Source organism: Pseudomonas sp. S3_B08, from assembly GCF_054667725.1.
In genome coordinates this window covers 5,918,945-5,933,196 of sequence record NZ_CP162750.1, presented here as the reverse complement: position 1 = coordinate 5,933,196, position 14,252 = coordinate 5,918,945, and the positions used below count along the sequence as shown (strand labels likewise).

Genomic DNA, 14,252 nt, shown 5'->3' with positions numbered 1-14,252 from the left:
GCCTTAGTTCACCCAGACGCGCGCATTACGGAACATGCGCATCCAAGGAGCATCCTCGGTCCAGTCTTCCGAACGCCACGAGTTCTGCACCGCACGGAACACACGCTCCGGGTGCGGCATCATGATCGTCACGCGACCGTCACGGCTGGTCAGACCGGTGATCCCGCGCGGCGAGCCGTTCGGGTTGGCCGGGTAGGCTTCGGTGACCTTGCCGTGGTTGTCGACAAAACGCATCGCCACGCAACCGGACAGATCGGCTTCCAGCAGTGCTTCTTCGCTGGCGAACTCGGCATGCCCTTCACCGTGGGCGATGGCGATCGGCATGCGCGAACCGGCCATGCCCTGCAGGAAGATCGAGTTCGATTCCTGGATCTGCACCATCGCTACCCGCGCTTCGAACTGCTCGGAGCGGTTGCGCACGAAGTGCGGCCAGAACTCGCTGCCCGGGATCAGCTCGTGCAGGTTGGACATCATCTGGCAACCGTTGCACACGCCCAGCGTGAAGCTGTCGTTACGTTCGAAGAAGCCCTGGAACGCATCGCGGGCGCGGCTGTTGAACAGCGCCGACTTGGCCCAGCCTTCACCGGCGCCGAGCACGTCGCCGTAGGAGAAACCGCCGCAGGCCACCAGGCCTTTGAACTCGTTGAGGTCGACACGACCGGCGAGGATATCGCTCATGTGCACGTCGATCGCGCTGAAACCGGCGCGATCGAACGCGGCAGCCATTTCCACCTGACCGTTGACGCCCTGCTCACGCAGCACGGCAACCTGTGGGCGGATGCCTTTCTTGATGTAAGGCGCGGCGATGTCCTGATTGACGTCGTAGCTGAGCTTGACGCTCAGGCCCGGGTTGTCTTCTTCCAGCAGCGCGTCGAATTCCTGCTCGGCGCAGTCGGCGTTGTCGCGCAGACGCTGGATCTGGTAGCTGGTTTCGGCCCACTGACGTTGCAGTAGACGACGCTGGCCTTCGAACACGGTGTCACCGTTGAAGGTGATGTTGATCTGGCCATTGTTGATCGGCTGACCGATCACCGACACGCAGTCGCCCAGACCGGCGGCGCTGAACTGCGCGAGGATGTCCGGGGTGGCGTCTTGGCGAACCTGGATCACTGCGCCGAGTTCTTCGTTGAACAGGATCGCGGCGATTTCCGAAGCGGATTCGGCAACGCTGTCCAGGTTCAGGCTCAGACCGCAGTGGCCGGCGAAGGCCATTTCCACCACGGAGGTCAGCAGACCACCGTCGGAACGGTCGTGGTAGGCCAGCAGGTGACCGTCGGCATTGAGGCCCTGGATCACCGCGAAGAAGGCTTTCAGGTCTTCAGCGTCATCGACGTCCGGCGCATGCTTGCCGAGTTTGCCGTGGACCTGCGCGAGGATCGATGCACCCATGCGGTTCTGGCCGCGACCGAGGTCGATCAGGATCAGGTCGGTGGTGCCCTTGTCCATGCGCAGTTCCGGGGTCAGGGTCTGACGGATGTCAGCCACTGGCGCGAAACCGGTCACGATCAGCGACATCGGCGAGGTGACGGTCTTGTCTTCGCCGTTGTCATTCCAGCGCGTGGCCATGGACATCGAGTCCTTGCCCACCGGAATGGTGATGCCCAGCTCAGGGCACAGCTCCATGCCGACCGCTTTCACGGTGTCATACAAACGCGCGTCTTCGCCCGGGTGACCGGCCGCCGACATCCAGTTCGCCGACAGTTTGATGTCGGAGAGCTTGTTGATCCGCGAGGCAGCAATGTTGGTGATGGTTTCGCCGATGGCCATGCGGCCCGATGCCGGCGCGTCCAGCAGAGCCAGCGGAGTACGCTCGCCCATCGCCATGGCTTCACCGGTGTAGACGTCGAAACTGGTGGCGGTGACGGCAACGTCGGCCACCGGCACTTGCCATGGGCCGACCATCTGGTCACGGGCGACGAGACCGGTGATGGTGCGGTCGCCGATGGTGATCAGGAAGCTTTTGCTGGCCACGGCCGGATGATGCAGAACGCGTTCGATGGACTCGCTGATGTCGAGGTTCGACGGATCGAAGTCATCGCCCAGCTCGGCTTCGCGAACCACCGAACGGTGCATGCGCGGCGCCTTGCCCAGCAACACTTCCAGCGGCATGTCCACCGGGTTGTTGCCGAAGTGGCTGTCGGTGACGGTCAATTGCGGTTCGGCAGTGGCTTCCCCGACCACGGCAAACGGGCAACGCTCGCGTTCGCAGATCGCCTGGAAGCGCTCGAAGTCTTCCGGGCCGACTGCCAGCACGTAACGTTCCTGGGATTCGTTGGACCAGATTTCGTGCGGGGCCATACCCGGCTCGTCGTTTGGAATGTTGCGCAGTTCGAAACGGCCACCGCGATCGCCGTCGTTGACCAGTTCCGGGAAGGCGTTGGACAGACCGCCCGCGCCAACGTCGTGAATGAAGCTGATCGGGTTCTTGTCGCCCAACTGCCAGCAACGGTCGATGACTTCCTGGCAACGACGCTCCATTTCAGGGTTTTCACGCTGTACCGAAGCGAAATCCAGGTCTGCCGAGCTGGTGCCGGTGGCCATGGAGGAAGCCGCGCCGCCGCCCAGGCCGATCAGCATTGCCGGGCCGCCGAGCACGATCAGCTTGGAGCCGACCACGATCTCGCCTTTCTTGACGTGCTCTTCACGGATGTTGCCCATGCCGCCAGCCAGCATGATCGGCTTGTGGTAACCGCGCACTTCGTCGCCGTGCGGGGTGGTGATCGACTGCTCGAAGGTACGGAAGTAGCCGGTCAGGGCCGGACGGCCGAATTCGTTGTTGAACGCAGCGCCGCCGAGCGGGCCTTCGATCATGATGTCCAGCGCGGTGACGATGCGCTCAGGCTTGCCGTACGGCACTTCCCACGGCTGTTCGAAGCCTGGGATCTGCAGGTTGGAGACGGTAAAACCGGTGAGGCCGGCCTTGGGCTTGGCGCCACGACCGGTTGCACCTTCGTCACGGATCTCGCCACCGGAGCCGGTGGATGCGCCCGGGAAAGGGGCAATCGCGGTCGGGTGGTTATGGGTTTCAACCTTCATCAGGATGTGCACCGGCTCCTGCACCGCGCCGTACTGGCGGGTTTCAGGGTTCGGGAAGAAGCGGCCGGCAACGTTGCCGACAATCACCGAAGCGTTGTCCTTGTAAGCGGACAGCACGCCTTCGCTGTGCATCTGATAGGTGTTCTTGATCATGCCGAACAGGCTTTTTTCCTGGCTCTGGCCGTCAATGTCCCAACTGGCGTTGAAGATCTTGTGGCGGCAGTGCTCGGAGTTGGCCTGGGCGAACATCATCAGTTCGATGTCGTGCGGGTTGCGCCTCAGACCGTTGAAGGCGTTGACCAGATAGTCGATCTCGTCTTCGGCCAGGGCCAGGCCCAGCTCGGTGTTGGCCTTTTCCAGCGCGGCGCGGCCGCCACCGAGGATGTCGATGGCGGTCAGCGGCTTCGGCTCGGCGTGGCTGAACAGTCCGGCGGCCTGCTCGAGGTTGGCCAGCACGATCTGGGTCATGCGGTCATGCAGCGCGTCCGAAATCAGCTGGGCTTCGGCTTCGCTGAACTGCCCTGCAACATAGAAGGCGATACCGCGTTCCAGGCGCTGGATCTTGCTCAGGCCGCAGTTGCGGGCGATGTCGCTGGCCTTGCTCGACCACGGCGAGATGGTGCCGAAACGCGGCAACACCAGAAACAGACGACCGGTCGGCTCTTGAACCGGAACACTTGGGCCGTACTTCAGAAGGCGCGCTAGCACCTGCTGTTCGTCGCCGGTCAGGACGCCGGTGACTTCGGCGAAGTGAGCGAATTCAGCATACAGGCCACTGACAGCTGGAACCTTCTGGCTCAGTTGCTCAAGGAGTTTGCTGTGGCGAAAGGCAGAAAGGGCAGGAGCGCCGCGCAGGATCAACATCTTCGGGACAGCCTCGGGAAGGGGTGTGCTTTGAGGCCGTGCATTCTAGCCTAAACCGACCTCAACATCACCCGAAACGCTACGCACGGTTGCACTCGGGTAGCAATCTGTGTTTCTGCCTTCGGGGTCAGGTAAATCGAGCGTTTCAGCATGGCTTATTTTTACTGTAACAAAATGCCCTGAAGGCCCGTATTCAAGGGATTTCGCTCGGATTTGTGATCGCTAGCAGACTAGTCCTACGCTGTCGAGATATGGCGCTCGTGGCCGTTTGCGTATACTGCGCAGATGTTTTTCCCAACGGCTTTGCGTCCGCGATACGCCAAATGGCTGATCGCAACCGGACTCTTCCTGATGCTCGGTGGCTGTGTTGATAAACCCAACACACTCGAGCGCGTAAAGGAGGATGGTGTGCTGCGCGTGGTTACCCGCAACAGCCCCGCCACCTACTTTCAGGATCGCAGCGGTGAAACCGGCTTCGAATACGAGCTGGTGAAGCGCTTCGCCGACGATTTGGGCGTCGAGCTGAAGATCGAGACGGCCGACAATCTCGATGACCTGTTCAACCAGGTCGGCAAGCCGAACGGCCCGGTACTCGCGGCCGCCGGTCTGGTCAGCAGCGACGAGCGCAAGAAGCAGGTGCGGTTCTCCCACTCCTACCTCGAAGTCACCCCGCAGATCATCTACCGCAACGGTCAGTCGCGCCCCACCGATCCGGCGGATCTGGTCGGCAAGAAGATCACCGTGCTCAAGGGCAGCACCCACGCCGAACAACTGGCCGCGCTGAAACAGAAATATCCCGGCATCGAATACGAAGAATCCGACGCGGTTGAAGTGGTCGATCTGCTGCGCATGGTCGATGAAGGCCAGATTGACCTGACCCTGGTCGACTCCAACGAAGTGGCGATGAATCAGGTGTACTTCACCAACATCCGCGTGGCCTTCGACCTCGGCGACGCGCGCAGCCAGAGCTGGGCGGTGGGCCCGGGCGAAGACAACAGCCTGCTCAATGAAATCAACGCCTATCTGGACAAGGTGCAGAAAAACGGCACCCTGCAACGCCTGAAGGACCGCTACTACGGCCACGTTGATGTGCTTGGCTACATGGGCGCCACCACCTTCGCCCAGCACTTGCAGCAGCGCCTGCCGAAATACGAACAGCACTTCAAGAACTACGCGAAGAAAGAGAAAGTCGACTGGCGCCTGCTGGCCGCCATCGGTTATCAGGAATCCCTGTGGCAGCCGACGGTGACCTCGAAAACCGGCGTGCGCGGTCTGATGATGCTGACCCAGAACACCGCGCAGGCGATGGGCGTGTCGAACCGCCTCGATCCCAAGCAGAGCATTATGGGCGGTGCCAAGTACCTGGCTTATATGAAAGATCAGCTCGACGATTCGATCCAGGAACCGGATCGCACCTGGTTCGCCCTGGCGGCGTACAACGTCGGCAGCGGCCACCTGGATGACGCGCGCAAACTGGCGGCGAAGGAAGGCTTGAATCCGGACAAGTGGCTGGACGTGAAAAAGATCCTGCCGCGCCTCTCGCAGAAGCAGTGGTACAGCAAGACCCGCTACGGTTACGCCCGCGGTGGCGAACCGGTGCACTTCGTGGCGAACATCCGTCGCTACTACGACATCCTGACTTGGGTGACCCAGCCGCAGCTTGAGGGCGATCAGGTGGCCGAGGGCAACCTGCATGTGCCGGCGATCGACAAGTCGAAACCGGCGCAAGAGCCCGCCCCTCTTTAAAGCAAAAGATCGCAGCCTTCGGCAGCTCCTACAGGGTTATGTGTACACCTGTAGGAGCTGCCGAAGGCTGCGATCTTTTGATCTTAGCCCTTTAGAGCAGCAGCCAGGATCAGCGCTTTCATTTCCGACACAGCAGATTTGAAGCCCACGAACAACGCATGCGCCACCAGCGCGTGGCCGATGTTCAGTTCGTTGATGCCTTTGATCGCCGCCACGGCCTCGACGTTGTGGTAATGCAGGCCGTGCCCGGCATTGACGATCAGGCCCTGCGCCAGTCCAAACGCCACGCCATCAGCGACGCGTTTGAGCTCTTCAGCCACTTCGGTGGGAGTTTCGGCATCGGCGTAGCGCCCGGTGTGCAGCTCGATGGCCGGTGCACCGATGCGCTTGGAGGCGGCGATCTGGCGCTCGTCGGCGTCGATGAACAGCGACACTTCGCTGCCGATCTTCGACAAACGCTCGACCGCAGCCCTGATGCGCTCCTCCTGCCCCGCTACATCCAGACCACCTTCGGTAGTCAGTTCCTGACGGGTTTCCGGGACCAGGCAGATATGCGCCGGGCGAATGCGCTCGGCGAACGCCATCATTTCTTCGGTGACGCCCATTTCGAAGTTCATGCGGGTTTGCAGCACATCCTTGAGCAGCAACACGTCGCGCTCCTGGATGTGACGGCGGTCTTCGCGCAGGTGCACGGTGATGCCATCGGCGCCCGCCTCTTCTGCATCCAGCGCCGCTTTGACCGGATCCGGGTAGCGCGTGCCACGGGCCTGCCGCAGGGTGGCGACGTGGTCGATGTTCACGCCGAGAAGAATGCGATTGCTGCTGGTCACGGATGCGCTCCTGAATTGAGAGATTCGGCGCACAGCATATCAGGGCTTGCGAAACAGCTCGCGACTGACAAGCGGACGCCCGCCCAAATGCACCGCCAGCGCCTGGCGCATCAGACGCTTGGCCGCCGACAGCGCACCGGGCGCCGACCAGTCGGCTTCGGCCATGGCCAGCAGCTCGGTACCGTTGAACAGGCCTGGCTGCAGCAGATACACCCTTTCGAGACCGGCATCGACTTGCAGGCGATAGAGACCGTCAGGCGCGACAGGCTCGCCGTGCATATCGGTGTTCATGGAGAAGCCGTAGCCGAGATCATCCAGCAGACGCCATTCAAAGGAGCGCAACAATGGCTCCAGCGGTCGACCTTCGGCCAGCGCCAGCAAGGTCGCGGCGTAATGATCAAATACTGCAGGATGCGGATCCTCGGCAGGCAACAGCCGAATCAACAGCTCGTTGAGATAGAGGCCGCTGAACAGCGCCTCGCCATTGAGCCAGGCGGAGGTGCCGGAGCTCTCCATGCGCCCGACATTCTTCAGCTCGCCCTTGCCACGGAACTCGACCTCCAGCGCCACGAACGGCCGCGCCAGCGTCCCGGCCTTGCCCCGCGCGCTGCGCAACACCGCCCGCAGCCGACCTTGCGGCGTGAGGAAATCGACCAGTGCGCTGGTTTCGCGATAGGCGCGCGAATGCAGGACATAGGCGGGTTGGGCGGGAGGCGGGTTTTGCGACATTGAGTTCTCGATGAAGAAACGCGGTTTTACATACAACCCAAAACCACTGTGGGAGCGAGCCTGCTCGCGAAAGCGGAGTGACAGTCAACATCAATGCTGAATGTTACATCCTCTTCGCGAGCAGGCTCGCTCCCACAGTGAGTAGCGGTGTTTTCGAGATCGCTACTTACAGATCGCCATAACCCAGCGAACGCAGCGCGCGCTCGTCATCGGACCAGCCGCCCTTCACCTTGACCCACAGGTTGAGCATGATCTTGGAGTCGAACAGCAGCTCCATGTCCTTGCGCGCTTCGGTGCCGATGCGCTTGATGCGCTCGCCCTTGTCGCCAATGATGATTTTCTTCTGGCCGTCACGCTCGACGAGAATCAGCGCGTGGATGTGCAGGGTCTTGCCCTGCTGCTTGAATTCTTCGATTTCGACGGTGATCTGGTACGGCAGCTCGGCACCCATCTGGCGCATGATTTTCTCGCGCACCAGTTCGGCGGCAAGGAAACGGCTGCTGCGGTCGGTGATCTGGTCTTCCGGGAAGAAGTGATCATTCTCCGGCAGGTGATCGGCGATGACCTTTTCCAGCGCTTCGAGGTTGTGCCCGTGCTGCGCGGAAATCGGAATGATCTGCGCATTTGGCAGCTGTTCCTGCAACCAGCTCAGGTGCGGCATCAGCTCGGCTTTGTCTTCGATGCGATCGGTCTTGTTCAGCGCGACGATCAGCGGGCCGGTCACGTATTGCACACGCTCGAGCACCATCTGATCTTCGTCGGTCCACTTGGTGCGGTCGACGACGAAGATCACCACGTCGACGTCTTTCAACGCCGCCGAAGCGGTTTTGTTCATGTAACGGTTCAGGGCCTTTTCGCCACCCTTGTGCATGCCCGGAGTGTCGACGTAGATCGCTTGGACGTCGCCCTCGGTCTTGATCCCGAGCATGTTGTGGCGGGTAGTCTGCGGCTTGCGCGAGGTGATCGCGAGCTTCTGCCCGAGGATGTGGTTGAGCAGCGTCGACTTGCCGACGTTGGGACGGCCGACGATGGCAACGTAGCCACAGCGAGTTGCGTTTGTATCAGTCATTGCCATTCTCCACGCCCAGGGCAATCAGTGCTGCGGCGGCCGCTACCTGTTCGGCAATACGACGGCTCACACCCTGACCTCGGCTTTTTTCATTCAGTAAGACCACTTCGCACTCGACGAAGAAGGTACGGCAGTGCGGTTCGCCCTGAATATCCACCACTTCGTAGCGTGGCAGTTCGCAACCGCGCGATTGCAGGTGTTCCTGCAAGCGGGTTTTCGGATCCTTGTTGGTGTCGACCAGCGTCAGGCCTTCGAATTCGCCGGCCAGCCACGCCAGTACGCGCTCGCGGGCGACGTCCATGCCGGCATCGAGGTAGATCGCACCGATCAGAGCTTCGAGGGCATCGGCGAGAATCGATTCACGGCGGAAACCACCGCTCTTCAGTTCACCTGAACCCAGGCGCAGATAATCACCGAGGTCGAAACCGCGAGCCAGTACGGCCAGCGTCTCACCTTTTACCAGCCGTGCGCGCAAACGCGACAACTGACCTTCGCGGGCCAGCGGGAAGCGATCGAACAGCGCCTCGCCAGCGACGAAGTTGAGGATGGCATCACCGAGGAATTCCAGACGCTCGTTGTTGCGCCCGGCAAAACTGCGGTGCGTGAGGGCCAGCAGCATCAGCTCCTGGTCCTTGAAGGTGTAGCCGAGCTGGCGCTCGAGACGGCTTAGAGAAACGCTCACGGTTTACCCACGCTGAGTTCGTGGCTGGTTTCCACTGCCATCGCCGGGGTACGGCGCAGGCCTGGGACAATTAACGCTGTGTTCAAAAAATAGATCCTGGCGATTGCGAAGCCGATTGTGCCGGCTCCAGAAATGCATTCGGCGCTGTGGTCAACAGCGCCGTGTTTGATTACTTGATCAGGCCGACCCGCGAGAAATTCGGCAGGTGGCTGAGTTTCGGCTCTGGCCAGCTCATCCAGACCGCGAAGGCCTTGCCGACAATATTCTTGTCGGGAACCATGCCCAGCAGATCCTTGGGAATGTTCGGATCATCCCAGTAGCGGCTGTCGTTCGAATTGTCGCGGTTGTCGCCCATCATGAAGTAGTGCCCGGCAGGCACCGTCCACGAACGATCCGGAGTGGCGCGGTAACGGCTCATTTCCTTGCGGATCAGGTGCTCGGCTGCGCCGAGTTTTTCCTGATAGAGCTCCGCGCTGCCCAGCGAACCTGCTTCGGCGCCGGCCATCTTCTCGGCGATCGACTCACCGTTGACGAACAGACGCTTGTCGGCGGTGTAACGCACCGTGTCACCCGGCAGGCCGACCACACGCTTGATGTAGTTGACGTTCGGGTCGCTCGGGTAGCGGAACACCATCACATCGCCGCGCTGCGGGTCACCGACTTCGATGATCTTCTTGTCGATCACCGGCAGACGGATGCCGTAGGAAAACTTGTTCACCAGAATGAAGTCGCCGACGTCCAGCGTCGGTTTCATCGAGCCGGACGGAATCTGGAACGGCTCCACCAGGAACGAACGCAGCACCAGCACGATGAACAGCACCGGAAAGAACGACTTGCCGTATTCAACCAGCAGCGGCTCTTTGTTCAGCTTCTCGACCACCACAGGCTCGGGTTGGCTGACACTGCCTTGATAAGAGGCAATGGCAGCCCGCCGACGCGGTGCCAGGAACAGCAGATCAATCAACGCCAACAGGCCGCAGACGAACACGGCGATGACCAGCAACAGCGGGAAATTTAGCGACATAGGACCTGATTATTCCAACCTGAGCACGGCGAGGAAGGCTTCCTGTGGAATTTCCACGTTGCCGACCTGTTTCATGCGTTTCTTACCGGCCTTCTGCTTCTCGAGCAGCTTCTTCTTACGACTGACGTCACCGCCGTAGCATTTGGCCAATACGTTCTTTCTGAGCGCCTTGACGGTTGTCCGGGCCACGATCTGACCACCGATGGCGGCCTGAATCGCCACGTCGAACATCTGACGAGGAATCAGTTCTTTCATCTTCTCGGTCAACTGGCGACCCTTGAAGTGCGAATTGTCACGGTGCACGATCAATGCCAGGGCATCGACCTTGTCGCCGTTGATCAGCACGTCCAGTTTCACCAGATTAGCCGATTGGTAACGATCGAAATGGTAGTCCAGCGAAGCATAGCCGCGGCTGGTGGATTTGAGACGGTCGAAGAAGTCCAGGACCACTTCGTTCATCGGCAGGTCGTAGGTGACTTGCACCTGATTGCCGAGGAACAGCATGTCGACCTGAACGCCGCGTTTCTCGATGCACAGGGTGATGACGTTGCCCAGGTGTTCCTGCGGCACGAGGATATTGGCGCGCACGATTGGCTCGCGCATGTCCTCGATCGCCGACACATCCGGAAGCTTCGACGGGTTGTCGACGTAAATCGTTTCACCGGTTTTCAACACCAGTTCGAAAATTACTGTCGGCGCGGTGGTGATCAGGTCCAGGTCGTATTCGCGCTCGAGGCGCTCCTGGATGATTTCCATGTGCAGCATGCCGAGGAAGCCGCAACGGAAGCCAAAGCCCAGGGCGTCGGAGCTTTCCGGGGTGTACTGCAGCGACGAGTCGTTCAGGGTCAGCTTCTGCAGCGCTTCGCGGAAATCCTCGAAGTCGTCGGAACTGACCGGGAACAGACCGGCGTAAACCTGTGGCTGAATGCGTTTGAAGCCCGGCAGCACCGGCACATCAGGGGTGGAGCTCAGGGTCAGGGTGTCACCGACCGGTGCACCGTGAATGTCCTTGATGCTGGCGATGATGAAGCCCACTTCGCCGGCCTTCAGATCAACGGTGGCGGTGTGTTTCGGGTTGAACACGCCGACGCTGTCGACCAGGTGCACCTTGCCGGTGGACTTGACCAGAATCTTGTCGCCCTTCTTCACACGGCCGTGGCGCACGCGTACCAGGGAAACAACGCCCAGGTAGTTGTCGAACCAGGAGTCGATGATCAACGCTTGCAGCGGATCTTCGATGTTGCCGGTCGGCGCAGGAATGGTGTGCACCAGACGCTCGAGCACTTCGTCGACACCCAGGCCGGTCTTGGCGCTGCAAGTAACGGCGTCGGTTGCGTCGATGCCGATGATCTTCTCGATCTCGTCCTTGACGCGATCCGGCTCGGCCTGTGGCAGGTCGATCTTGTTCAGTACCGGCATGACCTCCAGGCCCTGCTCGATGGCGGTGTAGCAGTTGGCCACGGACTGGGCTTCTACGCCCTGCCCCGCGTCGACCACCAGCAAGGCACCTTCGCACGCCGCCAGGGAACGGCTGACTTCGTAGGTGAAGTCGACGTGGCCCGGGGTGTCAATGAAGTTCAGCTGGTAGGTGATGCCGTCTTTGGCTTTGTAATAGAGGGTGACGCTATGGGCCTTGATGGTGATCCCGCGTTCACGCTCAAGATCCATGGAATCCAGTACCTGGGCTTCCATTTCACGCTCGGCCAGGCCGCCGCACATCTGGATGAAACGGTCAGCCAGCGTCGACTTGCCATGGTCAATGTGGGCGATGATGGAGAAATTGCGGATATGACTCAAATCACTCACGGATCAACACTCAAAAAGGCTGCAGGCTTGGCCCGCCGAAAAATAGCCGGGAATTGTACCTGATACACGGCGCAAGCGTCACGTTCGCCTGTCACCCGGATCGCATGCAAAAACGCCCCGGTCTGGCGACCGAGGCGTTTTCAGGGCTCAAGCGCTGAATGAAAGCTTGTTCATCAGCCCGCTCGCCTGAGCAGCCAGACGCCCGCCAGCGCACACACGCCGGCCGGCACCAACACCGCAAACAGCGGCGAGAAACCGAATACCAGACTCGATGGCCCCAGCAGATCCTGGACGATGCGGAAGGTGAAGCCCACCAGCACGCCGGTGAAAACCCGCTGACCGAGGGTCACCGAACGCAGTGGACCGAAGATGAACGAGATCGCCATCAGCACCAGCGCGGCAGTCACCAGCGGCTGCAACACCTTGACCCAAAATGCCAGCCAGTAACGGCCGTTGCTCAGGCCCTGCTCGGCCAGATAGTGGATGTAGCCCCACAGACCGCTGATCGACAGCGATTCCGGCGCCATCACCACGGTGCTGAGCAGCTGCGGGCTCAACGCCACGTCCCACTCCTCGCTCGGACTGTTGACCACTTCAGTACTGCGCTCATGGAACAGCGTGGTGGCAACGTCGGTGAGCTGCCACTTGCTGCCGTCGAACTCGGCCTTCTTGGCGAAGCTGGAGCTGAGCAGATGGCGCTCCTTGTCGAAGTGATAGCGCGTCACGCCGTACAACAGACCGTTCGGCTGAACCGCGTTGATGTGGATGAATTCTTCACCCTGACGGTGCCACATACCGTGCTTGGCGCTTTGCGCATCGCCGCTGCCCTGGGCCAGCGAGCGATTGGCCTGGGCCATGCTTTCGGTGGCCGGGGCGACGTATTCGCCGATCAGCACGCCGGCGAGCATCAGCACCAGCATCGGCTTCATCACAGCCCAGACGATACGGCCGATCGACACGCCAGCAGCGCGCATGACCGTCAGCTCACTGCTGCTGGCCAGACTGCCGAGACCGATCAGGCAGCCGATCAATGCGGCCATCGGCAACATTTCATACAGCCGGCGCGGTGCGGTCAGCAATACAAAACCGAGCACGTCGACCAGGGTGTAGGTGTCGCTGACGTCGCCCATTTCATCGATGAAGGCAAACAGCGTCGCCAGGCCGAGGATGATCGCCAGCACGGCGATGATCGCCATGAACACGCTGCTGCCGATGTAGCGGTCGAGTTTAACCACGGGCCACCTCCAGCGCAGCGCTGCGACGGCTGGCCAGTTTCAGGCGCAGCGGCTCCCAATACAGCAGGCCGAGGCCGATCACCAGGAAGATCGCGTGCACCCACCACAGGCCGAGGGCCGGCGGGATCTTGCCTTTTTCAAGGGCGCCGCGAGCGGCAATCAGGATGGTCAGGTAAGCCATATAAAGAAGAATCGCCGGCAGCAGCTTGAGGAAACGCCCCTGACGCGGATTCACCCGCGACAGCGGCACCGCCATCAGGGTCACGATGAACACCAGCAACGGCAGCGACATGCGCCATTGCAGTTCGGTTTTCGAACGAATGTCGTCGCTGCCCCACAGGGACGAGGTCGGCATCGCGTCACGGTCGGTGACTTCTTCGCTGACGTCCGGCTTGGGCAGCAGCACGCCGTAGGTTTCGTAATGAATGGCGCGGTAATCGGCCTGCCCGGGGCTGCCGTCATAACGATAGCCGTTGTCGAGAATCAGGTAGCGATTGCCATCGGGGCGGATTTCCTGACGGCCCGACTCGGCCACCAGTACGGAAATCCCGCGGTCCTTCTTATCGGCACCGAGGTTCTTCTGCGAGATGAACACGCTGCCGAGATTGACGCGATCGTCGCTCAGGGTTTCGGTGTAGGTCACCCGAGTGCCATCACGCAGGGCCTGGAAGCGGCCCGGCTCGAGGGTATCGAACTCGGTCAGTGCGTCCTGCTTGTTCAGCAGCAGCTGAAACTGGTTGGCGCCCTGCGGAGCCAGGCCGAGGCTCAGCCACGCGACCACCAGTGCCACCAGCGTCGCCGGAAACAGGGTCATGCGAAACAGCTTCTGCTGGCTCATGCCAGTGGCCGAGAGCACGGTCATTTCGCTTTCAAGGTACAGGCGACCGTAGGCCAGCAGGATCCCGAGGAACAGGCCCAGCGGCAGAATCAGTTGCAGGAAACCCGGCAGACGAAAGCCCATGATCAGGAACAGCGAGCCCGGATCGAGCTGACCGGCCGCAGCCTGCGCCAGGTATTTGATGAAGCGACCGCTCATGATGATGACCAGCAGCACGGCACTTACGGCGCTGAGGGTCAACAGGACTTCGCGGGACAGATAACGGAAGACGATCAAACCAGACACTCCAGGGTTGTCAGGCTAAGGCGGCCAAACAAGCAAACACATCGACCGGCCCGCCATGCAGAGCGGTCGAAAAAAGATGCGGCATTATCCTGTGATTGGGTGCGCCTG

The 14,252-nt window shown here is 61.0% G+C and carries 10 protein-coding genes; 1 reads left to right on the top strand and 9 read right to left on the bottom strand.

Annotated elements, in window-relative coordinates; all coding sequences use genetic code 11:
* Positions 1–3 precede the first annotated feature (3 nt).
* Positions 4–3,900, bottom strand: coding sequence for a phosphoribosylformylglycinamidine synthase (gene purL, locus AB4N73_RS26625; RefSeq protein WP_056783101.1), 3,897 nt, complete (start codon positions 3,898–3,900; stop codon positions 4–6).
* A gap of 285 nt (positions 3,901–4,185) precedes the next feature.
* On the opposite strand from purL, the gene mltF reads away from it, so the two are divergent.
* Entirely contained in the window at positions 4,186–5,646 is a 1,461-nt protein-coding gene (gene mltF / locus AB4N73_RS26620; RefSeq protein WP_081932530.1) for a membrane-bound lytic murein transglycosylase MltF, read from the top strand.
* 83 nt (positions 5,647–5,729) lie between these two features.
* Here the strand turns inward: mltF and pdxJ are convergent, their stop codons facing one another.
* The 8 genes from pdxJ to lptF all read right to left on the bottom strand — a co-directional run bounded on the left by pdxJ (position 5,730) and on the right by lptF (position 14,135).
* A complete protein-coding gene (gene pdxJ / locus AB4N73_RS26615) occupies positions 5,730–6,476 on the bottom strand; it encodes a pyridoxine 5'-phosphate synthase (protein WP_095180437.1) in 747 nt (248 codons plus the stop codon).
* Positions 6,477–6,515: 39 nt separating this feature from the next.
* Positions 6,516–7,205 (bottom strand): DNA repair protein RecO, encoded by a 690-nt coding sequence (recO, locus tag AB4N73_RS26610; protein WP_016771561.1) that lies wholly within the window; start codon positions 7,203–7,205, stop codon positions 6,516–6,518.
* Between the two features lie 166 nt (positions 7,206–7,371).
* A complete protein-coding gene (gene era / locus AB4N73_RS26605) occupies positions 7,372–8,274 on the bottom strand; it encodes a GTPase Era (protein WP_016771562.1) in 903 nt (300 codons plus the stop codon).
* The gene (gene rnc, locus AB4N73_RS26600; RefSeq protein WP_024011703.1) at positions 8,267–8,956 is read right to left on the bottom strand and encodes a ribonuclease III; all 690 of its coding nucleotides are present in this window, start codon (positions 8,954–8,956) and stop codon (positions 8,267–8,269) included. Before rnc ends, era begins: the two co-directional genes overlap by 8 nt.
* A 169-nt stretch (positions 8,957–9,125) precedes the next feature.
* Positions 9,126–9,980 (bottom strand): signal peptidase I, encoded by an 855-nt coding sequence (gene lepB / locus AB4N73_RS26595; protein ID WP_056783094.1) that lies wholly within the window; start codon positions 9,978–9,980, stop codon positions 9,126–9,128.
* Between the two features lie 9 nt (positions 9,981–9,989).
* On the bottom strand, positions 9,990–11,786 hold the full coding sequence (lepA, locus tag AB4N73_RS26590) for a translation elongation factor 4 (RefSeq protein ID WP_016771564.1): 1,797 nt from the start codon (positions 11,784–11,786) through the stop codon (positions 9,990–9,992).
* 173 nt (positions 11,787–11,959) lie between these two features.
* The gene (gene lptG / locus AB4N73_RS26585; RefSeq protein ID WP_150636216.1) at positions 11,960–13,021 is read right to left on the bottom strand and encodes an LPS export ABC transporter permease LptG; all 1,062 of its coding nucleotides are present in this window, start codon (positions 13,019–13,021) and stop codon (positions 11,960–11,962) included.
* Positions 13,014–14,135: an LPS export ABC transporter permease LptF gene (gene lptF / locus AB4N73_RS26580; RefSeq protein ID WP_016771566.1), complete on the bottom strand. Its 1,122-nt coding sequence runs from the start codon at positions 14,133–14,135 to the stop codon at positions 13,014–13,016. Before lptF ends, lptG begins: the two co-directional genes overlap by 8 nt.
* Positions 14,136–14,252: the final 117 nt, after the last annotated feature.